Raw genomic sequence first — 21,466 nt, 5'->3', positions numbered from 1 at the left:
TTCCCAATATTCTGAGATAAATCCCATTCTGCTGTATTTCGTACAACAGATTTCTGAATATTCGTCCAAAAACTCCATCTTTGCAGAGTTCTGCTGTACAAAGTACAACAGAACTGGCAGTAAATCCGGCTCCACCGTTCATCCAGGCCATCTACAATTTAACCCGTTACATCCAATGCCCCGGCCTACATCCAGCCCTTCTCCTCAGCCAGTCGCACCGCTTCAATCCGGCTCTTCACTTCCAGCTTGCCGAGAATCTCCGAGATGTAATTGCGGACGGTACCATAGGAGAGATGCAGTGCCGAGGCGATCTCCCCGGCACTCCGGCCCGCGCCGGCCAGCTTCAGAATCTCCCGCTCCCGTTCCGACAGCGGGTTCTCTTCCCGCAGGCTGCCGAAGACCAGCTCGGGGGACACCTCCCGGTGCCCGCCCATCACCCGGCGGATCGCCTCCGCCAGCTTGTCCACCGGCTCATCCTTCAGCAGATAGCCCAGAATCCCGGCCTTCACGCCCCGCTCGAAATAGCCGGGACGGGCGAAGGTCGTCAGGATGATGATTTTGGTGGCACAGCCCCGCGATTTCAGGATCTCCGCAACCTCAAGACCGCTCATCAGCGGCATCTCAATATCCATCAGACATACATCCGGCTGAAGGCGTTCAATCAGGGCCAGTGCCTCTGCCCCGTCTCCGGCTTCCCCGGCCACTTCGATATCATCCTCCAAATCGAGCAGTGAAGCCATCGCTCCGCGCAGCAGCCGCTGATCCTCGGCAATTACGATGCTGATCATGCCGTTTCCCCGTCCTTTCTATCCTTAACTACTCTTGGCGTCACCACAGTTAACAATGTTCCTGCCCCTGTCCCAGTTCCTGTTCCTGACCCTATGCTACTGCCCGTTCCCGGGCCCAGGGTCAGAGAACCGTCAATCAGGGCCAGCCGCTCCGCCATCCCTTTCATTCCGTTGCCGTCCCGGCGCTGCGCCGCCCCCTCAGCTCCCCTGTCCTGCAGCCCGGCGCCAACTCCGTTATCCTCCACCGTGATCCGCACCTCCCCAGCCGTCATCCCGATGCCAATCCGGCACAGGTTCGCACCGCTGTGCTTCACAATATTCGTGATGGCCTCCTTGATGCAGAGGCTGAGAATATTCTGCGTCAGATCAGATACGCCCGGAAGCGCTGCATCTCCGTCCACTTCAAGCCGAATCTCCGCGCTGCGCAGCATCTCCCCGGCCTCGGCCAGCTCTTCGGCAACAGAGACCGCGCGCATCTCCGAGACCAGCTCCCGCACCTGCCGCAGCGCAGCACGTGAAGTGCGCTGAATCTCCCGCGCTTCCGCCTGCGCCCGTTCGGGATTCTTCTCAACCAGCTTCTCAACCAGCTGGCTCTTCAGCGTAATCAGCGACAGGGTATGGCCCATTGTGTCATGCAGATCCCGGGCAATGCGCATCCGCTCCTCACGTTTGACCATCTCCTTGATAACCTCATTGGCCTGGTCCAGCTCCTTCTCCAGCATCCGCCGGCGGTTCATAGAGCGGATCCCAAAAGGAGTAATCAGCATCATCATGACAAAGGGAAACAGGAATAGCCATTCTGTACCGTACATTTTGCTAAAAGACAGCAGTGCCAGACCGACAACCATCATCGTGAACACAGCAAAGGCCCGTTTGAACCTGCGCAGATCGGTATACCAGCCGACAAAATTGCTTGTAAAGAAGCCCATATAGAAATTGAAAGGGCTGTACACTATACATAACACTGCGATCAGCAGCATTTGCAGTCCCAGCCAGGCCGAGTAGGTCTTGCCCTCTGTCCAGTAGAGCTGGCGGTAGGCGACCGTGAAAATCACCACCAGCGCATATCCCCCAAGTAATTTGTATCCGCTATAGCCCTGAAGATTTAAGATCGGGAATACCAGATAGATCAGCCAAATATACGGGTAGAACCCAAATCTGCGCGGAAATAACCGGAACTGCTCACGTGCCATTGTACATTACACCGCTTCCTGTTTTTTTCGGATATAGACCGATAATAGCATAAAAACTGCGAGGTATCCGAGTAATAGCAGCGCGGAATTCCACTGCGGAACCCCTCCGCCCACAATCTCCCAGGCACCGTCTCCGTAATTGTACGAAGGCAGCCAGCGGCCGATCCGCTGCATTACATCCGGCATAATATCCAGGGGCATCCACATCCCGCCCGCCACCGCCAGCGCCATATAGAGCACGTTGCTGACCCCGCTCGCCGTATCCACCCGCTTCATTGAGCCGATAATCGTACCCAGCGCCAGAAAAGGCAGCGAGCCTGCAAGCAGCCACAGACCGCTAAGCAGCCATTGTCCTGCCGTCAGCGACACCCCGTTGATCAGATATCCGGCAGCAAAAATACACAATACGGAGAACAGATGCATCACCGTCTGGCCGAACATTTTCCCCAGAAAATAAACAGTGCCCGGCAGCGGAGTAATGCGGATGAACGTATTCCAGCCCTGGGTCCGCTCCTGCACCAGCCGGGTGCCGAGGGTCATGACCGCCGAGCCCATAACGCTGAAGGCAGCCATTGACATCAGGTAGTGCGCCTGCCACTCCTGCGTATCATCTGTCCCCGTATTAATCACTCTCGTAAAAATGAAATAGAACATAATCGGCATCAGCAGCGACCAGAACACGTAATAGGGATTGCGGATAATCCGCAGCAGCTCCGCTTTGCACTGGGCCATCATTTGCTTCATCATCATACCGCCGCCTCCTGGCTCATAGTCAACTGCTCGAACGCTTCATCCAGCTTTCCTTGGTCAATCACAACATCCTTCACCGCTAGCCCGCCTGTAAAAATAGCCCGCAGCGCCTCATCCGTATTCTCCGCCGTCACATGCAGCCGTCCGTTCTTCTCGTAACAGGCTTCAACCTCAGGCAGCTCCAGCAGCTGTCCGCGCAGCACCGCCGGGTCGCCGAGCGGCAGGAAGGACACTGACTTACTCACGATTCTGGCCTTAATCTCCTCCGGGCTGCCGTCTGCCACAAGGGTGCCGTGACTGAAGAGCAGAATCCGGTCAGCGATGTCCTCTGCCTCCTGCAGATAGTGGGTGGTGAACAGAATCGTCTTGCCCTGGTCTGCCAGTCCCCGGACCTTCTCCCAGAAACGGCGCCGGGCGGTGGTATCGAGCCCAACCGTCGGTTCGTCAAAAAACAGCAGATCGGGATTACCCGCCAGCGCCAGCGCGAAGCTGAGACTGCGCTTCTGGCCGCCGGAGAGCTTCTCGGCGTAGCGGCTCAGATCGGCCGGGGCAAGCCCCGTGGCCTGAAGCAGCACCTCCATCTCCATCGGCTGGGGATAATAGCTGCGGATCAGGGATAGAATCTCCCGGACCTTTAACCGGTCCATCACACTCACCTCCTGCAGCATCGCTCCCGTAAGCTCCCGGACCCTGGCGTCTTTGGGCGGAAAACCGAATACCTGTACACTTCCTTCTGTGGGCTCAAGCAGCCCCAGGAGCATGGACAAGGTAGTTGTTTTACCTGCTCCGTTAGGCCCGAGCACTGCTGTAATGGAACCTCTGTTAATGGTGAAGCTGACGCGATCCACCGCTTTTTTATCCTGGAAGCTTCTGCTGACATTTTTCATTTCGATCACATGATCCATCCTGTATCCCTCCGTATCCATATGCCCTCCGGCTATATTTCTATAGTACAGGAGGCCGAAAGTGAACATCAGTATGGACTGTCATTCGTTCAAGGTGACAACTGTCACCCGGATAAATAACTTTTTGAGGAAATTATTGATTTTTATGGAGGATTGAATTAAGATAATCCTGCAATAAAAGTAAGCGATTACATTTATGCATAATCGAGAGGAGTTTAAGGTATGATCAAAAGAATTGGACTGGCAGCGCAGGCATTGCGCCGCAACCGGTTTCGGCTGCAGGGGAAACGGCAGAGGTATGGATATCCACCTCGGATCCGAATACGGAGCCGGCTGTCGGATTAAGCACTGGTGCCCGCTTGACCCGCATCGGAGACAAGAGCTTCAGCTCCGCCACCGGAAGCAGCGATTATACAATTACCGTTAACGAAGGCACCAGCTATCAGCAAATGGACGGATTCGGCGTTTCCCTGACCGACTCCTCCGCCTGGCTGCTGAACTATAAGCTGAATGCCGCCAAGCGGGCTGAGGTGATGGAGAAGCTGTTTGGCAACACCGGTATTGGCTTGAGTGTGCTGCGGCAGCCGATGGGCAGCTCGGACTTCACCTGGTCGGCCTACACGTATGATGACACGGCCGGCGACACCTCACTCGGCCAGTTCACGATCAGCCGTGATCTGCCTTATATCGTTCCAATGGTCAAAGCGGCGATTGCTAAGAATCCCGGCATTAAGGTATTTGCTTCACCGTGGAGCGCCCCGGCCTGGATGAAGTATTCCGGCACCCTGAACGGCGGCAAGCTCAAAGCTGAGTACTATCAGACCTACGCCGATTATTTCAAAAAATACATTCAGGCCTATCAGACCCAGGGAATTCCCATTTATGCCGTCACCGTACAGAACGAGCCCATGTATGAAACCGGGGCTTACCCCTCGATGGGCATGAACGAGCAGGATGAGACCGGCTTCATCGGAGACTACCTGGGCCCAACCTTGCAGAATGCCGGGATCAATACCAAGATCATTGCTTTTGACCATAATTATCTGAACTGGAGCTTCCCCAATACGGTCGTTCAGAATCTGAAAAACTCCGGCAAAGCAAGCTATATCGCCGGCAGCGCCTTCCATCACTACGACAGCGGCGACGGCTCGCAGATGACCTCCATGCATAATGCCCATCCCGATAAAGACATCTGGTTCACAGAGGGCGGGTTCGGCACCTGGAATGATCCGCAGAACGGCACAAGCCAGGGCTTCGACAACATGATCACTGAATTCATCAATATTACACGTAACTGGTCCAAATCGGTTATTCTCTGGAACGCCGCACTTGATCAGAAGGACGGTCCTGCCCTGCTGTCCGCCTACAATACCAACCGGGGCATGGTCACCATTCAGAACTCCGACAATTCAAACAGCAACCCGGAGAACAATGTCACTTATACCAAGCAATATTATCTGCTGGGCCACTTCAGCAAATTTGTCGTTCCGGGTGCTTACCGCATCCAGAGCAACACCAGCAACGACCTGAAGAATGTGGCGTTCAAGAATCCCGACGGCTCCAAGGTAGTTGTCGCTTATAATCCGCAGACCTCGGCCAAGAACGTCAAGATACAATGGGGCAGCCAGTCGTTTATCGTAAATGTGCCCGCCAAGTCAGTGATGACATATAAGTGGTACGGCAATCCGTCTTAGAGAGGGCTGAATCCTGTAAACAGCAAGAAGCCTTCGCCCTTTCTTTAAGGGGGAAGGCTTCTTGCTGCTATCCATATAGCTTCAGTCACACACTTTAACCGGTTATCTCTGCATGAACCCTTTGCCCAGCAGGAACTCCTTCATATGCATTCTTGACGGCTGGGCCTGGCGCTTCGCCATGATCTCCGACCACGAGGCCTCACTCTGGCCGCCGGTCCGCTCACGCATATAGTCACGTGAGATTCCGTCGTACACCCCGGCCTGCTGTATTGCTCCTTCGGCATTATAGCCGTTATGATGCAGCACGGCCTGCAGCGGCAGACGCGGCCGCACTCCATTCACGGCGGCGGGATAACCAAGGCACATGCCGAATACCGGATAGACCAGCTCAGGCAGGCCCAGCAGCTCAGACAGCGCGGCAATATTATTGCGGACGCCGCCGATATACACGATGCCTAGACCGAGTGATTCGGCGGCAACCGCAGCATTCTGCGCCGCGAGCGCAACGTCAATGGTAGCGACGATCAGATTCTCGGTACTGTCCTCATAGGATGGCGCCCCCTGCAGATGGGGAGCCGCCGCCTCACGCAGCCGGTACAGGTCGGCACACCAGACCAGGAAGACCGGGCACTGCTCGATATACGCCTGATTACCGGATAAGGCGGACAGCTGCGCTTTAAGTGCAGGCTCCGTTACGGCAATTACGCTATAAGCCTGCACATTGCTGGAGGTCGAGGCCATCTGGCCCGCCCCGATAATGGCAGCGAGCAGCTCGTCACTGACCGGCTTGTCCTGAAACTGGCGGACGGAGGTATGACGGTTCAACAGCTCAAGAGTTTCATTCACAGGTTTCACAGTAGGTTCGCCTCTCTTTTCACAGTTATATAGGAATATTATGAACACAATTTAGTATCCAGACAACAGGAGGGCCTTCGCGCTACCATCCGCCCCCCCGCTTCACCTCCTGGACTATGCCCCTGATCCCCTCATCAATCTGGTCCAGCCCGGCGCGGGAAATACTGATGCGTATGAACTTGTCCCGGTTCCGGTAATCCGATAAATAGAATCCATTACCGGATACGATGCAGATCTTCCGCTCTCCCAGCCGCTTGACCAGCCGTTCCAGATTCACGGTTACCGGCAATTTGAATTGCATGTAGACGCCGGAGCTCTCCGCAGATGCTTCAATTAAACCTTCCGTATTGTGCCGCCGGAGCGCCTCATACACCGCCTGGATTCTTTTGGCGTACATCGCTTTTATTTTGTGCCTGTGGTGCTCATACATGCCGTTCTTAATGTATACCTCAAGCGCTGCCTGGGATAACAGGGAGGTGTCCGTGTATCCTTTATAGGCGCGGAACGTCTCCAGCAACGGCTCCGGCAGCACAACCGCCCCCAGCCTGAGGCCGGGGAAGATGATTTTGGAGAAGCTTTTCAAATAAATCACATGTGAAGTCTGGTCATACGCGTATACAGGATCAAATTGCCGTCCGGCACCCAGATCAGCCATGTAATCATCCTCAACGATATACACATCGTATTTGCCGGCCAGTCTGGCAATAGCCTGCCGCTCTGCTGTGCTGTAAGATGTCCCGAGCGGATTATGATACCTGGGCATGGTATAGAACAATTTAAACCTGCCGCTTGCGAACCGCTCCTCCAGCTCCCGCAGGTTAATGCCGGCTGCGGAGCGGCCGATTCCGCTGACAGGCAGTCCCTCCGCCTCCAAATACCGCAGATAAATATCATACCCCGGCTGTTCCACGAGGATCTCCGTCCTGCCGCTGGGGAACGGCATTCTGGCCAGAATCTCCAATGCCTGCTGGATTCCCGAAGTAATGATAATCCGCTCTGCCTTGGCAAAAACCTGATACTCCGCCAGATGAGACACCAGCGTGCGGCGCAGCGAATCCAGTCCCTGCGCATCCCCGTAAGTGAACAGGTTGTATTTGTACTGGTCAATCGCCTTGTTAAGACAATGCTGGAAATCCAGATACGGAAATACGTTCAGATCGGGCGATGCCGAAGCGAAATCAATTGTTCCGCTGCCCCCGGCTGGCCCGGCTTCCTCCGTCTTCTCCACCATATAATAGCCGCTCTGCGGAATCGAATAGATCAGATGTGTTCGCTCCAGCTCCCCGTAAGCCCGCAGAATGGTGCTGACACTGCAGCCGTAGGATGCTGCGGCGCTGCGCACGGAAGGCAGCTTTTCCCCTGGACGGTGCTGTCCTTCCTTCATCCGCTTCTCCATTTCTAATACAACCTCATGATACTTTTTCATACCTGCCCCGCCTCCCGTCGCCTTCATTCCACGGCCTGCTGTTCATGATACCTCTATTACTCTTCAATTATTATACAGGAAACAACCAACTGTACCGGTACAGTAGCGGAAAGGCGGTATTGTTCTGCTGCTGAATTCCCTTTAATTTTAAAGTAACAGATAAGATGTTTACAACATCCAGTCTTACTCACACAAAGGAGATGTACCTATGCAGCAGCAAGGACTCAAGCTGGCTTATAGCTTTGCCGTACTCAATGCGGTCATTATCGGATTCTCATTCCTGTTCACCAAGGTGGCTCTCGGCCATGCCGGACCGCTCGATACATTAACCTACCGTTTCGCTGCTTCCTTTATTGTAATGTCGGTCCCGGTCGCCTTCGGCTGGGTCAAAATCTCCTACCGCGGCAAGCCAGTTGGCCGGGCACTGCTGCTGGCAGCGATGTATCCGCTGGGATTCTTCACCCTTCAGGTATTCGGACTTCAGCATGCCACCTCTGCCGAGGGCGGAATTCTCTATTCGTTCACTCCGGTCGTGACGATGATCATCGCTTCTATTTTCTTGAAGGAGAAGACGACTCTGCTGCAAAAGCTGTGCATCTTCCTGTCGGTATTTGGCGTTGTGTTTATCTTTGTCATGAAAGGAAGCAATATTCAGCTGTCCAATATGACCGGGATTGTGCTGTTGTTCCTGACTTGTCTCGCGTTTGCCGGATACAGCGTGCTGGCCCGGTCACTCTCCAGGCACTTCAGCCCCGCTGAACTCAGCTACCTCATGATGGGGATCGGCTTCGCAACCTTCCTGATCATTTCACTCACCGGACATGCAGCCAGCGGAACCTTCAGCGAATTCCTAAGCCCGCTGGGGAGCGGCACCTTTATCCTGTCTGCTGTATATCTGGGAGTCATAGCCTCGCTGGTGACTACCCTGACTTCAACTTATATCTTGTCCAAAATCGAAGCTTCGCTCATGAGCGTGTTCACCAATCTCTCAACCATCGTCTCCATTGCAGCCGGGGCGTTCTTCCTGGGGGAAGAGATTACAGTGTACCACTGGATCGGATCGCTTCTGATCATAGCCGGGGTAATCGGCACCAATCGGCTCGGCCGGAACAAGCCTGGCGTGCAGGTTGCCGGCCGGAGCGATTCTGTAAGCAGGTAGCGGGATGTTCCACATTGCTCTATTCAGACTACTTCTGGGGAGTCACATTGTATTCGATTTTTCGCATACAATTGGCCCGGATATCTTCGCGGAGGCAAATTGTATTCGGTTTTTCGCATACATTGGGTCCGGATACCTTCGCGGAGGCATATTGTATTCGATTTTTCGCATACAATTGGTCCGGTTACCTCCGCGGAGGCACATTGTATTCGATTTTTCGAATACATTGGGTCCGGTCACCCTTTGGGCAGCATCCGGCGGAATCAAGGGCACTAGTGCTCCTCATTTCTTCCCTTGGCCCGCTTTCGGCGGAATCAAGGGCACTAATGCCCCTTATTCCCTCCCTTGGCCCGCTTTCGGCGGAATCAAGGGCACTAGTGCCCCTCATTTCCTCCTTTGGCCCGCTTTCGGCGGCGACACAAAGAACCGCCGGCATTAACGCTCCGGCGGTTCTTTGGTTATCGGCGCTCAAGTCCGGATCGCTCCGTCTGCAGCAGAAGCAGTGAACATTACAGCTTGACCCGCTGCAGCCGCAGCGCGTTCAGCACAACGGATACAGAGCTGAAGGCCATTGCTGCACCGGCCAGCCACGGAGCCAGGAAGCCCAGCGCGGCAACCGGTATGCCGATCGTATTGTAGGCAAGCGCCCAGAACAAATTCTGCTTGATATTGCGCATCGTCTTGCGGCTCATCAGAATGGCATCCGGAATGCTCAGCAGATCGCCGCGCATGAGCGTAATATCCGCCGCCTCCATCGCCACATCCGTGCCGGTGCCGATGGCCATACCGGTGTCTGCCGTTGCCAGCGCCGGCGCATCGTTGATGCCATCGCCAACCATGGCAACCTTGACTCCTCCGTTCTGCAGCCTGCGGATCTCGGCTGCCTTGCCTTCCGGCAGCACCTCTGCCAGCACCGTGCGGATGCCCGCCTGCTCGGCAATGGCCTGAGCCGTAATCTTGTTGTCCCCGGTGATCATAACGACCTCGATGCCCATCTCGTGCAGTCTGGATACTGCGGCGCGCGAGGTTTCCTTAATCGTATCCGCCACCGCTACGACACCGGCAATCGCGCCGTCAACAGCTACCAGCATCGCTGTTTTGCCTTCATGCTCAAGCCGGGTCATGATTGCTGTCCACGGTTCGATAGCAAGCCCGCTCTCCTCCATCATCCGCCGTGTGCCCACGCTTACCTTCTGGCCGGCCACTACAGCAGATACGCCACGGCCCGGCACAGCCTCGAACTGCCCAGCAGGCGGAAGCTCAATGCTTCTGCTCTGCGCGCCCGCTACAATGGCATCAGCCAGCGGATGCTCCGAGAGCTTCTCCGCTGCCGCTGTAATCGACAGCAGCCGGTTCTCGGCAAGCACCTTGCCCTGTGCAACAATGCCGGTACTGGTTACAATGTCGGTCAGCACCGGCTTGCCGTTGGTCACGGTTCCGGTCTTATCCACTACAACAACCTTAATGCCCTGTGCAGCTTCCAGATGCTCCCCGCCCTTGAACAGGATGCCGAACTCGGCTGCCCGGCCGGACCCGGCCATTATGGAAGTTGGTGTCGCCAGTCCCAGTGCACACGGGCAGGCGATCACGAGCACCGCGATGGCTTTCTCCAGCGCATCGGCGAACTGCCCGGGTGCACCCCAGATATACCAGATTACAAAGGTTACAGCTGCAATCCCGACGACAATCGGTACAAAGATCCCGGAAATCACATCGGCGATCCGCTGAATCGGCGCCTTCGAGCCCTGCGCCTCTTCTACCACTCGAATAATCTGCGCCAGCGCCGTATCCCGGCCGACCTTGCGGGCTTTGATCCGCAGCATGCCGTTCTTGTTCAGCGTGGCTCCTATAACCGAATCACCCGGCTTCTTCTCCACCGGCATACTCTCGCCAGTCAGCATGGATTCATCGACGGAGGACAGCCCCTCGACCACTTCACCGTCTACAGGCACCTTGGTTCCCGGCTTCACCAGCACGAGATCTCCGATAACGACATCCTCCACGGGAATACTCAGCTCAACCCCGTCGCGCAGCACCAGCGCGGTCTTGGCCTGCAGCCCCATCAGGCTGCGTATCGCGTCTGAGGAACGCCCTTTGGCCAATGCCTCGAACCATTTGCCTACAAGAATCAGCGTAATCAGAATCGCGCTTGTCTCGTAATACATATCCACGGTATGGTTCATCCCGCTCATCTTCAGGGAATCAATCGTCAGGTACAGGCTGTAGAAATAGGCTGCCGAGGTACCCAGCACCACCAGCACATCCATATTGGCACTGCCGTTCTTCAGCGCTTTGTAGGCACTGACATAGAACTGCCAGCCGATCAGGAACTGCACGGGAGTCGCCAGCACCAGCTGGAACCAGGGATTCATCAGCAGCTCCGGTGTCCAGATCCAGGAAGTGAAAGAGAAATGGCCCGCCATGGCCCAGAGCAGCGGCAGTGACAATATAGCAGAGATCATCCACTTGTTCCGTTTGTGCGTGATTTCCTCCCCGCGCTGGCTGGCAATATCCTTGCGGTCCTGCTTCAGCGCCGCCTTGTAGCCGATGTTGCTCACCTTATCCATAATCTCAGCTGTACTGATATTCCCCGGCGAATATTCCACATGTGCTGTCTCCAGCGCCAGATTCACATTCACTGCGGCAATCCCGGGCATCCGTCCCAGCACCTTCTCAATTCTGGCCGAGCATGCCGCACAGGTCATGCCCGTAATATCGAAATCCGCCGATTCCTTCAGCGTATCATAGCCGAGAGAACGGATCTTCTCCTCAATCTGCGGAACGCCAGCGACCTTCGGATCAAATCCCACCGTCGCCTGCTCCAGCGCCAGATTGACATTCGCCCGGGATACCCCCTCCATGCGGGACAATCCCTTCTCGATCCGCGTCGCACAAGCGGAGCAGGTCATCCCGGTAATCTGCAGCGTAGCCTGCTGCTGGACCGGTTCTGCACTCTTTTCCATGATTCACGCACCTCCTCATACCCCCAAGGGGTATATTTATCTTTAAAAGAAAAGGCATTGGCGCCCGGCCCTATTGCTCTAGGGTTCCCGGCTCCAAGCCCTTACATTACAATCCTTCACTTAAACTACGTCATAGCCCTGATCCTCGATAGCCGCCTTGATTGCATCCAGGCTTACAGTGTTCTCGTCAAATTCAACCGCTACCGTCTTCGCCGGAAGATCTACCTTCGCCGCAGCCCCAACGCCGCTCACAGCTTTCTCTACAGCACTTACACAGTGACCACAAGACATTCCTTCTACATTCAATGTTACGTTCGACATTTGATTACCCTCCTAATAGTTTATGGAGCATAGCTCCTTGATTCTTCACCGAACAAACCGGATTTGCAAGCTTGTGCTTAGTTTTCAATAGCAAGCACTTAGCTTTTCATTGCTTCCTTCTCCACCACAGCCTGGATAACTTGAACTATTAAATCAAACAAGGGATGAAAGTAACGGAGGGGAATTTTGAAACTGTAGGAGCGAATGCGTACGCCTTTGTCCACGGATTTCTACCGCAAATAGCGGTTTAAATCAAAGAAATCCGGGGACAACAGCGGCCGAAAGTTCAAACATTCACCGCAGTTACGCCCGCCATCCTTGCATGAATTTAAGAGCTCTGCTTATCCAGGCCCCAATCTCTATTTCATCAGCTTATTCACCGTAATCAGCAGCTCATCGATAACCTCATGCTCGCCGGCTTCGATCCGTTCGATAATGCAGCTCTTCATATGGCCTTCAAGCAGCAGCTTGCCGACACTGTTCAGTGCCGCCTGCACCGCCGCCAGCTGATTAAGCACATCATCACAGTAGGTATCCCGTTCAATCATGCCTTTGACGCCGCGGATCTGTCCCTCAATCCGGTTAAGCCGGGTGGTCAGTCCACTCTTGAATTCCGGGGAATGATGGCTCTTGCGGACACCGGAAGCAGAAGAATGGCAATCCTCGCCGCAGTCATGCCCGGCATGCTCCTTCTCATTTGTTGACACAGGAATCAGCCTCCTCAAGTAACAATATAATATACCCCCCATGGGTATGTCAAGGCCTCACTGCAACTTATCTCCTTTATCCTGTAACACATGCGTATTTGTCATGATTTAGCAGGAGAATTCCCGTTTGAACGCGAATCTCCTAGAATAAAACATCTACAACTACGTGAATGGAGGAGGAGCAGTGCTCAAATCAATCATCAGCCAGATGCATCGCCGCAGGAGCTATTTGTACTCCTTTATCATATGCATTGCCGGGCTGGGCTTGTTCATTTATCAAACGGAACCGCAAATTCTTCAGCTCTCCTCATCCGGCTGGGGCTGGGTTACCGCCATGTCAGGCGCAGCCGTCCTGCTCACCGTCTTCACCTTCCAGCTGCCTCCGCAGGGGAACGGGCTGTCACTGGATTCTTCCATCTATCTGGCCTGTATCTTTATCTTCGGCGCCCCGTCCGCCCTTCTGGTTCTCCTGCTCTGCTCCATCGTACTGCTGTTCATCGAATGGGGAAGCACTCCGCTCTGGAAGCATCTCAATAATTTCGCCGTGTACTGTATCATGATCACTTCCGCAGCCTTTATCTTCTCGTGGTCCGGGGGCCGGCAGGGACCGCTTCTCAGCAGCTATCTGGCAGCATACCTCAGCGCTATGGCCATATATTTCATCCTGAACCTGCTGCTTGTCGGCTTCTTCTACTACATAATTTTCCGTGAGAATCTCTACAATACACTCAAAGCAATGCTGACAGACGCCGTACTGGCCTATTTGTGCACGCTGGTGCTCTCCCTGGTGCTGACCGTTCTGCTCTTCTATAACGGAATTACCGGCCTGGCCTTATTCCTGGGCCTCAGTGTACTGATCTCCTATTCCTTCAAACGGCTGTTCAGCATGTACCGTGACATTGAAGAGCGGGCTAACCGCGATCAGCGTACCGGACTGTTTAACCACAGCTATTTCGAAGCGGCGCTTGAAGAGGAAATGCGCAGATCGCAGGCAGGCGGCAGCGCACTCTCCCTGGCCATGATTGATATTGATGATTTCAAGAAATATAATGATCACTTCGGCCATCTTAAGGGGGACGGGCTGATCGTTTTTCTGGCTGACCTGCTGAAGAAGGAAACCGGGTCCACCGATATTATTGTCTCCAGATATGGCGGTGAAGAATTCACCCTGCTGATGCCGGGCTACGATGCCGTAACGGCCAAGCAATTTATCGAAAAGCTGCGCAAAACGCTCAACAATTCTATGTTTGAAGGCAGCGAGATCTTCCCGCAGGGCTGTCTGGCCTTCTCCGCAGGCGTAGCCGGGTACCGGCCGGATGTCCACTTCAAGTCAGAGCTGGTCGACCATGCCGATCAGGCGTTGTACTATGCCAAAAAACAAGGCAAGAACATGGTCCACGTCTACGGTAACCAGTCTCTCTTGGAACGTGACATCGATTTCAGCCAGGATGTGCGCGATATTGAGCAGCAGCTTAATCTTTTTATGTACAAGGATCTGGAGACCTTCAAGCATTCCAAACGCGTATTCCGCTATGCCATGGACATCAGCGAGCTGCTGGCGCTGGACAATCTCTCCAAACGGCAGTTCACGCTCGGCGCACTGATCCACGATATCGGCAAGCTGGAGATTCCCTGGGGCATACTTAACAAGAAGGATAAGCTCGCGCCGGAGGAATGGGAGATGGTCAAATGGCATGTCACCTGGGGCAAAGAGATGGCACTTACCAACAATAAATACAAGGATCTTGCCCCTTATATCGAGCTGCATCACGAACGCTATGACGGCAAAGGATATCCTTACGGCTTCAAGGGAGAAGAGATTCCCCGGCTATGCCGGATGCTGACCATTATCGACTCATTCGATGCCATGACGACAGAGCGTCCGTACCAGCCGACCAAATCATTCGCGGAAGCGATTGTGGAGCTGCGGGCCTGCGCGGGAAGCCAGTTTGACCCGGATCTGACCGAGCTGTTCATCAGGTACATAGAAGCCCGTGAGCTGCGTTCAAGCGATGCTGCCATGTAGGAAGAAGCGTGCAACCGCGCTGCGAATAAGGTTCCGCCCGTCAGGGAATACCATACATAGAAGTCCTGCCGTTCTTGTTGTACAAGGGCGGCTTATTTGCGTCCACAATTTACTTTAATTTTGAAAAAAAGATTGCCACCCTATTCAAATTTGAATATAATAAGATTTCATCTTGAATAATGAACGTAAAGGAGTTTGTAAATGCATACTAAAGAAAGCAATCTTAAGCTCGTCGTTGCCGGACTGCTGCTCGGCATTCTGATGTCCGCGATGGATAATACGATTGTGGCCTCAGCTATGGGCACCATCGTCTCAGATCTAGGGGGACTCGATAAAATCGTCTGGGTAACCTCCGCTTATATGGTCATGGTTATGGCCGGAACCCCCATCTTCGGCAAATTGTCCGATATGTACGGGCGCAAGCGCTTCTTCATCTTCGGACTCATCGTGTTCCTGATCGGCTCCGCCCTGTGCGGTACGGCGGCGAGCATCACACAGCTCAGTATCTACCGGGCGATTCAAGGGGTTGGCGGCGGTGCGCTGATGCCGATTGCCTTCACGATTGTATTTGATATTTTCCCGCCGCAAAAAAGAGGCAAGCTCACCGGATTATTCGGTGCTGTCTTCGGGATCTCCAGCGTAATCGGGCCTTTGCTGGGCGCTTATATCACTGATTTCGTCGGCTGGAACTGGATTTTCTATATTAATGTGCCGATTGGTATCGTCTCCTTCTTCCTGATTATGACGTCCTACAAGGAATCCGTCTCCCATGCCAAACAGCGGATTGACTGGGGCGGCGCCTTCACGCTGGTGGCAGGAATTATCTGCCTGATGTTCGCGCTTGAGCTTGGCGGCAATCAGTATGCCTGGGATTCAGCAACGATTCTCGGACTGTTCGCCGGCTTCGCCGTATTCCTGATTGCCTTCATCTTCATTGAGCAGAATGCGGCAGAGCCGGTCATCTCGTTCAACATGTTCCGGGGGCGCCTGTTTGCCACCAGCAGTCTGCTCGGCTTGTTCTACGGTTCGGCGTTTATCGTAGCTACGGTATACATTCCGATCTATGTCCAGGGGGTATACGGCGGCTCCGCCACCAACTCCGGTCTGATCCTGATGCCGATGATGATCGGTACGGTCATCGGCAGCCAAGCCGGCGGTCTGCTCACCACCAAGACGAGCTTCCGCAACATTATGCTGCTGTCCGCAGTGTGTTTCGTTGCCGGAATCTTCTCACTCAGCACACTGACACCGGATACTTCCCGTCTGCTGCTGAATGCGTTCATGGCACTGACCGGTTTCGGGGTCGGGTTCTCCTTCTCCGTACTCAGCATGTCATCCATTCACCATTTCGATATGCGCCAGCGCGGTTCAGCTACCTCCACCAGCACCTTCCTGCGCTCGCTCGGGATGACGCTGGGGATTACAATCTTCGGTATTATCCAGCGCAACAGCTTCACTTCGGAGCTTAGCACGGCCTTCGGAGACGGCGGCCAGGCCTCTTCATTCGGTGATCCGCGTTCTGCTCTGACCCCTGAGGCCCGTGCACAGATTCCGGCACCGGTGCTGGAGAAAATCACGAATTCACTGTCTAGCTCGATCGCACATACCTTCATGTGGGCTATTGTTCCTGCGGTGCTTGCCGTTGTCTTTGTCCTGCTGATGCCCAAAGACCGCCTGACGATTCAGCCTAAGGAATCCCAGCCTGCTCCAGCTTCCGGGCAGAGGTAAGCACCATGTCCATGAAGCTGCTGATTCTGGGGCTGCTGCTGGAACGGGATATGCATCCTTATGAGATTACACTGGTCATGAAGGAACGCACGATGGACCAGTTCATTAAGCTGCAGATGGGCTCCTTGTATTATGCAGTCGACAAGCTGGCCGAGGGCAGCCATATTGAAGCTGTAGAGGTTATCCGCAGCACGGACCGGCCGGATAAAACGATCTACCGGATTACCGATAAAGGCAAGGAATTGATGGAACAGCTCATTCTGCAGCAGATCAAGAAAAGCGATCAGCTGCATCATCCGCTGTACATGGCCCTGGCCCTCTCCCGCTACATTGATCAGGAGAAGGTGGAACGGCTGCTGGAGGAACGTATCCGCGAGACAGAGCACCAGGTGAACTTCGCTTATCAGGTGTATGAGGAGCATATCTCCATTGTGCCCCGCTCGGCACTGCATCTGATGTACGGCCGGTACGAGCACTGTCTGACCGAGCTGAAATGGCTGAAGCGGCTCCATGAGGATGTTGTGGCCCGCAGGCTGAGTGACAAAGGCAGCCCGATTATTCCGTAATAAGTATAGAATTTCAGGAGGATTGTTCCGCCGCCGTTACAGGCAGCCGGGGCAGTCCTCCATTTCATTTCCAAAGCCTGTTCACACAGGAACCTGCAGTTTATCACAGGTTTCTGTGTTTAATTAGCCCGAATTGTGTTTATTAGGGAGCAAACTGCCGGCAAGGCTCAGGAGAATTGTCTAGCACATTCCCATCCTTGCCCTGCAAATATTCCGAAAGGGAAGTGAACTTAAGATGAGCCATAGTGACGATAAGAAGCCGATAAGAGACGAACGTGACCATCCCGAGCAATACCCGACGGACAAACCAAGCTTATTCGACCTTGATGAAAGCGAACAGAATGTAGATCCGATTCCGGTCGAGGATCTTACACTCGAGAAGCAGGAGGAGAAGGATAAGGAAGGCACGAAACACCGCTCCTCCAGCGACAAAAAATACCATACCGGATTCTAAAGGTGTACACTTAACTTAGAGCATTCAAAAGTTATAGCTTATGGAGGGATACAATTGCTGAAAGCGTTACCACTTAACAAACGCGGAATTCCCGCCAGCCGCATTGCGCTGGGCTGTATGGGGCTTGGCGGAGGCTGGGACCATGAACCGGTTACAGCGGAGAACATTAAGCAGGGGCATGAGGCGCTGGATGCGGCGCTGTCGATCGGCATCAATTTTTTTGACCATGCGGATATCTATACCCGGGGCAAGGCGGAGACGGTGTTCGGACAGATCTTCAGGAAGCGTCCGGGTCTGCGTGATGAGATCATCCTGCAATCGAAATGCGGCATCAGGCTGATGGAGCCGGGGGATATCACCAATATGTTCGACTTCTCCAAGGAGCATATTCTGTCCAGTGTAGACGGAACGCTCTCCCGGCTGGGCACAGAGTATATTGATATTCTGCTGCTGCACCGCCCCGACCCGCTGATGGACCCCGAGGAAGTCGCCGAAGCACTGCGCCTGCTTAAGGCAGCCGGCAAGGTGCGCCACTTCGGTGTCTCCAATATGAGTGCTGCCCAGATCAAACTGCTGGAGACCTATTGTGACGAGCCCTTCATCGTCAATCAGCTGCATATGAGCCTGGCCAAAATCAGCTGGGTCGATGCCGTACTCAGCGTGAACCGGGAACAGTGGAAAGACCTCACGTTTCCTGAGGGTACAATAGAGTATTGCCGCGCGGGGAACATCCAGCTTCAGGCCTGGGGCCCGCTGGCCCAGGGGCTGTTCAGCGGACGGCCGCTTGACGGACAGCCGGAGAACGTGGTGAATACAGCGGCCAGAGTACAGGCGCTTGCCGCTGAGAAGAATACAACACCTGAGGCCATCGTCCTGGCCTGGCTGATGACGCATCCTGCAGCCATCCAGCCTGTAATCGGCACCGTCAATCCGCTGCGCATCGCAGCCTGCGGAGGGGCTGATAAGATTGAGTTCTCCCGCAAGGAGTGGTACGAGCTGTACGTCAGCTCACGCGGAGAGAAGCTTCCTTAAGGAGCGGACTTCACTACAAATGGAAAAGGTTATGCCATCCGTATTTGTTATGCGGATAGCATAACCTTTTTTCGTTCTCAATAAAGAACATTTGTGAAAAACAGCGATATATCAAGGTAATTAAAGATAATCAGATGCATTCGTGCTTTATTGCGAACAATTCGCTGAAATTGACATTTTTCTTTTCCCGGGTGCGCAGTGTATGATTTCATTACGAAAACGTTCTTAATAAAGAACGAAAATAACGAATATTAATCAGTAAGCCATGAGAGGGGGCCTACCTTTGTACCCCAGATCCGCCAAACGGCGTAAACGGAAATACACGAAACTCGGTCTTCGGATCCTGCAATCCGGTGTGGCTGTATCTGTTCTTATAATGTATACCTCCAATCAGATTGGCAGTACTTACGGAGAGTATAACACTTCCCAGGAACAGAACACCTCTATCGGGCTCTGCTCCGTATTTCCGGGTCAGATCGAACAGCTGCTGTCAGAGTTCAGCGGACATGTCCGCACAATTACCCAGCTGAAGTCTTCTCTTGGCAGCCACATTACGAGCGGGAACTATAACACTCCCCCGGTCTCTGTAGAACTGTCAGCGGAGGAACTGGATCAGATCTCCAGTGAGATCTCGGAACAAATCCGGCTGGCAAGCGATACAGTTAGCGCACTGGATACACAGCTGAGCCTCAATGCAGGTATCTGGCAGCAAATTCTGCAGGAAATTGGCAGTGCAGCAGCCATTCTGCATCAACTCGGAGGATATATGGTTAATCTCGAACCCAATTGCCTGGAAATCCGTGACGCCCAGTTCTTCGAACAGCTGCAGGAAGGTCTCCATCAAAGCGGGGTGCTGTCGGAATCCCTGACGGATACATTAACGGGCATTGTGCATTATCTGAATACGATTCATGATTTCGGCGGCTCGCTGCCGACCGGTAATCCTGACCGGGTGCTTCTCCGGCAAGAAAGCTTCGGCTTCCCTGCCGAGGAACCGATTTTCTCACTCATGACCAGAGCCTACAATGCAGACCCCAATGTATCTCCCGCCTTACAGTCAAGCTACGATCAGTTAAGTGCAGAATTAACAGTCTCCAGAGACAACCTATCGTCCACAATCTCCACGCTGCAGGAACAGCAGGTACACATTGCTGAAGCGAAGGCGGCGCTGGAGGAGAAAGCCAAGGCTGAAGAAGCGGAACGGCTGGCGCTTGAGAAATCCAAGGCTGAGGAAGCGGAACGGGATGCACTGGAGAAGCAGAAACAAGAGAACGATCAAACCAAGAATAATGCGCCCGCAGCCAGCATTCCTGGAGAAGATAAGACCATCGATGAACCTGCTATAGAAGCTCCTGAGGGAGAAAAACCGGCTCCTGCACCCTCACCGGATGCAGAGGTTACCGCTCCGCCTGCCACACCGGCACCGGAAGCCAATCTTCCGGAGGCGGCTCCAGCGGCAGACTCACCTGGGGAGCTCCCGGATAGCGGTACAGATACCGCGCAGCCAACAGCTACAGTTACACCTACAGCTACACCTGCTCCACAATCGGATACCAGCAAAGGCGGGGAATAATATGCGCATTAAAAAGATAGTCAGCACCACATTGTCCACACTGATATTTATGATTTTCCTGGTGCTGGTAACAGCAGTAGTCATCTCCAAAGCCTCCGGAGGCGAACCTTCCTTCTTCGGCTATCAGATCAAGACGGTGTTATCCGGTTCTATGGAGCCAGGCATCCAGACCGGATCTATAGTAGCGATTAAGCCGGGCGGGGATATGACCCGTTTTCAAAAAGGCGATGTGATTACTTTCATGAATCCCGATAACCTCCTGATTACACACCGTGTGGTCGATGCTTCAATAAACAGTGCCATAGGTGAAGCCAGCTATACCACCAAAGGGGACAATAACGATGCAGCCGATACCTCAGCGGTCAGCTCAACAAATGTGGTAGGCCAATATACCGGCGTCACCGTCCCTTATGTAGGATATGCCATGAATTTTGCGGTCTCCAAAGCCGGAAGCGTAATGCTGATGATTATCCCCGGGCTGCTCCTGCTCCTCTACGCACTGTATTCCTCCTGGAAAGCCGTAGCGGCACTGGAGAAGAAGAATGCAGGGCCAGCGGTGACCGGCGGACCGGATACCCTTCCAGACATTGTGCAATAAACCGATTGTCCTCTCCCGTTTACGAAACGCGGAGCAACAATAAATTTTCCCCGAAGACAGGTAAAGACAAAAAAAGAACGATGAGAGAGGGATGAACAAATGAACGTTAAAAAAACATTAGGTCTCGGCGTTGTATCGGCAGCACTCGGATTAACCCTGGTCGGCGGAGGAACCTTCGCTTACTTCAGCAGTACCTCCACCACTGCAGCTTCTTTTAACAACGGAACTTTATTACTTAATTCGGACCCCTCCGTTATTGTCAATCTCAGCAATCTTAAACCGGGGGATACGATCCTAAGAGATTTTAAATTGAAAAATGACGGAACGCTCAATATTCCCAAAGTTGTTCTGCGTACCTCATCTGTCATTACAGATGCCCAGGGGGATAACGGCGCCCATAATCTCAAAGACGATATTATTGTGACGTTCCTAGTTAACAAGGATAAGGTAACATCACCTGTCCTGGTCGTTTCACTGGCCGAACTTGAGCAGCAAAGTCCGGATCTTGTAGCCAAGGGAATTCTCGGCGGAATCTTTGGTGTAGAGAACGGGGGCATCAAAGCAGGCACCTCAGATAAACTGAGCGTACAGTTTGCCTTCAAGGAAACCTTCCAGCCGCAAAACTACTATCAAGGCGATACACTGGCCCTGACCCTGAACTTCGAAGCCAACCAGGAAAAAGGCGCCCTCAAATAATCTATCTGTATATGCATTCCTGATCACCGATC

At 53.7% G+C, this 21,466-nt stretch carries 19 protein-coding genes; 10 read left to right on the top strand and 9 right to left on the bottom strand.

What is annotated here, in order from left to right; translation table 11 throughout:
- Positions 1 to 185: 185 nt before the first annotated feature.
- From NSQ73_RS32410 to NSQ73_RS32395, 4 genes are read right to left on the bottom strand one after another with little or no spacing between them, the layout of a single operon-like run.
- The gene (locus NSQ73_RS32410) at positions 186 to 788 is read right to left on the bottom strand and encodes a response regulator transcription factor (RefSeq protein ID WP_340990299.1); all 603 of its coding nucleotides are present in this window, start codon (positions 786 to 788) and stop codon (positions 186 to 188) included.
- Positions 785 to 1,981 (bottom strand): sensor histidine kinase, encoded by a 1,197-nt coding sequence (locus NSQ73_RS32405; protein WP_340990297.1) that lies wholly within the window; start codon positions 1,979 to 1,981, stop codon positions 785 to 787. The genes NSQ73_RS32410 and NSQ73_RS32405 overlap by 4 nt, the downstream gene beginning before the upstream one ends.
- 6 nt (positions 1,982 to 1,987) lie before the next feature.
- A complete protein-coding gene (locus NSQ73_RS32400) occupies positions 1,988 to 2,725 on the bottom strand; it encodes an ABC transporter permease (RefSeq protein WP_340990720.1) in 738 nt (245 codons plus the stop codon).
- A 2-nt stretch (positions 2,726 to 2,727) separates the two neighbouring features.
- Complete coding sequence (locus NSQ73_RS32395; protein WP_340990295.1) at positions 2,728 to 3,636, bottom strand: ABC transporter ATP-binding protein; 909 nt, start codon at positions 3,634 to 3,636, stop codon at positions 2,728 to 2,730.
- Positions 3,637 to 3,995: 359 nt separating this feature from the next.
- Between NSQ73_RS32395 and NSQ73_RS32390 the strand changes: the two genes are divergently transcribed.
- Positions 3,996 to 5,330 carry a glycoside hydrolase family 30 protein gene (locus NSQ73_RS32390; protein WP_340990293.1) on the top strand — a complete coding sequence of 445 codons (1,335 nt, stop codon included), beginning with the start codon at positions 3,996 to 3,998 and terminating at the stop codon, positions 5,328 to 5,330.
- 102 nt (positions 5,331 to 5,432) lie between these two features.
- Here the strand turns inward: NSQ73_RS32390 and nfsA are convergent, their stop codons facing one another.
- Positions 5,433 to 6,176, bottom strand: coding sequence for an oxygen-insensitive NADPH nitroreductase (gene nfsA / locus NSQ73_RS32385; RefSeq protein WP_340990719.1), 744 nt, complete (start codon positions 6,174 to 6,176; stop codon positions 5,433 to 5,435).
- A gap of 91 nt (positions 6,177 to 6,267) precedes the next feature.
- Entirely contained in the window at positions 6,268 to 7,611 is a 1,344-nt protein-coding gene (locus NSQ73_RS32380; RefSeq protein WP_340990291.1) for an aminotransferase-like domain-containing protein, read from the bottom strand.
- A gap of 208 nt (positions 7,612 to 7,819) precedes the next feature.
- Here NSQ73_RS32380 and NSQ73_RS32375 point away from each other — a divergent pair, with 208 nt between their 5' ends.
- Positions 7,820 to 8,770, top strand: a complete 951-nt coding sequence (locus NSQ73_RS32375) for a DMT family transporter (protein ID WP_340990290.1) — start codon at positions 7,820 to 7,822, stop codon at positions 8,768 to 8,770.
- Positions 8,771 to 9,279: 509 nt separating this feature from the next.
- On the opposite strand, the gene NSQ73_RS32370 is transcribed toward NSQ73_RS32375, so the two are convergent.
- From NSQ73_RS32370 to NSQ73_RS32360, 3 genes are all read right to left on the bottom strand, one after another.
- Positions 9,280 to 11,733 carry a heavy metal translocating P-type ATPase gene (locus NSQ73_RS32370; RefSeq protein ID WP_340990289.1) on the bottom strand — a complete coding sequence of 818 codons (2,454 nt, stop codon included), beginning with the start codon at positions 11,731 to 11,733 and terminating at the stop codon, positions 9,280 to 9,282.
- A 120-nt stretch (positions 11,734 to 11,853) separates the two neighbouring features.
- Positions 11,854 to 12,054, bottom strand: coding sequence for a copper ion binding protein (locus NSQ73_RS32365; protein WP_039299488.1), 201 nt, complete (start codon positions 12,052 to 12,054; stop codon positions 11,854 to 11,856).
- Between the two features lie 359 nt (positions 12,055 to 12,413).
- On the bottom strand, positions 12,414 to 12,803 hold the full coding sequence (locus NSQ73_RS32360; protein ID WP_042133035.1) for a metal-sensitive transcriptional regulator: 390 nt from the start codon (positions 12,801 to 12,803) through the stop codon (positions 12,414 to 12,416).
- Between the two features lie 166 nt (positions 12,804 to 12,969).
- Here NSQ73_RS32360 and NSQ73_RS32355 point away from each other — a divergent pair, with 166 nt between their 5' ends.
- From NSQ73_RS32355 to NSQ73_RS32320, 8 genes are all read left to right on the top strand, one after another.
- Positions 12,970 to 14,787, top strand: a complete 1,818-nt coding sequence (locus tag NSQ73_RS32355; protein WP_340990718.1) for a diguanylate cyclase — start codon at positions 12,970 to 12,972, stop codon at positions 14,785 to 14,787.
- A gap of 201 nt (positions 14,788 to 14,988) precedes the next feature.
- On the top strand, positions 14,989 to 16,515 hold the full coding sequence (locus NSQ73_RS32350) for an MDR family MFS transporter (protein WP_340990287.1): 1,527 nt from the start codon (positions 14,989 to 14,991) through the stop codon (positions 16,513 to 16,515).
- Positions 16,516 to 16,520: 5 nt separating this feature from the next.
- Positions 16,521 to 17,081 (top strand): PadR family transcriptional regulator, encoded by a 561-nt coding sequence (locus tag NSQ73_RS32345; protein ID WP_340990285.1) that lies wholly within the window; start codon positions 16,521 to 16,523, stop codon positions 17,079 to 17,081.
- A 235-nt stretch (positions 17,082 to 17,316) separates the two neighbouring features.
- Positions 17,317 to 17,535 carry a hypothetical protein gene (locus NSQ73_RS32340; protein ID WP_039299476.1) on the top strand — a complete coding sequence of 73 codons (219 nt, stop codon included), beginning with the start codon at positions 17,317 to 17,319 and terminating at the stop codon, positions 17,533 to 17,535.
- 54 nt (positions 17,536 to 17,589) lie between these two features.
- Positions 17,590 to 18,567 (top strand): aldo/keto reductase, encoded by a 978-nt coding sequence (locus NSQ73_RS32335; RefSeq protein WP_340990283.1) that lies wholly within the window; start codon positions 17,590 to 17,592, stop codon positions 18,565 to 18,567.
- 283 nt (positions 18,568 to 18,850) lie between these two features.
- Positions 18,851 to 20,140, top strand: coding sequence for a hypothetical protein (locus tag NSQ73_RS32330; protein WP_340990281.1), 1,290 nt, complete (start codon positions 18,851 to 18,853; stop codon positions 20,138 to 20,140).
- A 1-nt stretch (position 20,141) separates the two neighbouring features.
- Positions 20,142 to 20,738, top strand: a complete 597-nt coding sequence (gene sipW, locus NSQ73_RS32325; protein WP_039299468.1) for a signal peptidase I SipW — start codon at positions 20,142 to 20,144, stop codon at positions 20,736 to 20,738.
- A 99-nt stretch (positions 20,739 to 20,837) separates the two neighbouring features.
- Positions 20,838 to 21,434 (top strand): TasA family protein, encoded by a 597-nt coding sequence (locus NSQ73_RS32320; RefSeq protein WP_042133025.1) that lies wholly within the window; start codon positions 20,838 to 20,840, stop codon positions 21,432 to 21,434.
- Positions 21,435 to 21,466: the final 32 nt, after the last annotated feature.

This window comes from Paenibacillus sp. FSL R10-2736, assembly GCF_038000245.1.
In the GTDB taxonomy this organism is placed as follows: domain Bacteria; phylum Bacillota; class Bacilli; order Paenibacillales; family Paenibacillaceae; genus Paenibacillus_AQ; species Paenibacillus_AQ phytohabitans.
This window is presented reverse-complemented; position numbering and strand designations above follow the sequence as displayed.

What these genes read in the sequence shown, in the direction of transcription:
- NSQ73_RS32365 (WP_039299488.1), bottom strand. Translation starts at nt 12,054, where the DNA reads ATGTCGAACGTAACATTGAATGTAGAAGGAATGTCTTGTGGTCACTGT.
- NSQ73_RS32360 (WP_042133035.1), bottom strand. Translation starts at nt 12,803, where the DNA reads ATGGGGGGTATATTATATTGTTACTTGAGGAGGCTGATTCCTGTGTCA.
- sipW (WP_039299468.1), top strand. Translation starts at nt 20,142, where the DNA reads ATGCGCATTAAAAAGATAGTCAGCACCACATTGTCCACACTGATATTT.
- NSQ73_RS32380 (WP_340990291.1), bottom strand. Translation starts at nt 7,611, where the DNA reads ATGAAAAAGTATCATGAGGTTGTATTAGAAATGGAGAAGCGGATGAAG.
- NSQ73_RS32350 (WP_340990287.1), top strand. Translation starts at nt 14,989, where the DNA reads ATGCATACTAAAGAAAGCAATCTTAAGCTCGTCGTTGCCGGACTGCTG.
- NSQ73_RS32405 (WP_340990297.1), bottom strand. Translation starts at nt 1,981, where the DNA reads ATGGCACGTGAGCAGTTCCGGTTATTTCCGCGCAGATTTGGGTTCTAC.
- NSQ73_RS32345 (WP_340990285.1), top strand. Translation starts at nt 16,521, where the DNA reads ATGTCCATGAAGCTGCTGATTCTGGGGCTGCTGCTGGAACGGGATATG.
- NSQ73_RS32340 (WP_039299476.1), top strand. Translation starts at nt 17,317, where the DNA reads ATGAGCCATAGTGACGATAAGAAGCCGATAAGAGACGAACGTGACCAT.
- NSQ73_RS32320 (WP_042133025.1), top strand. Translation starts at nt 20,838, where the DNA reads ATGAACGTTAAAAAAACATTAGGTCTCGGCGTTGTATCGGCAGCACTC.
- NSQ73_RS32395 (WP_340990295.1), bottom strand. Translation starts at nt 3,636, where the DNA reads ATGGATCATGTGATCGAAATGAAAAATGTCAGCAGAAGCTTCCAGGAT.
- NSQ73_RS32370 (WP_340990289.1), bottom strand. Translation starts at nt 11,733, where the DNA reads ATGGAAAAGAGTGCAGAACCGGTCCAGCAGCAGGCTACGCTGCAGATT.
- NSQ73_RS32355 (WP_340990718.1), top strand. Translation starts at nt 12,970, where the DNA reads ATGCATCGCCGCAGGAGCTATTTGTACTCCTTTATCATATGCATTGCC.
- NSQ73_RS32400 (WP_340990720.1), bottom strand. Translation starts at nt 2,725, where the DNA reads ATGAAGCAAATGATGGCCCAGTGCAAAGCGGAGCTGCTGCGGATTATC.
- NSQ73_RS32375 (WP_340990290.1), top strand. Translation starts at nt 7,820, where the DNA reads ATGCAGCAGCAAGGACTCAAGCTGGCTTATAGCTTTGCCGTACTCAAT.
- NSQ73_RS32410 (WP_340990299.1), bottom strand. Translation starts at nt 788, where the DNA reads ATGATCAGCATCGTAATTGCCGAGGATCAGCGGCTGCTGCGCGGAGCG.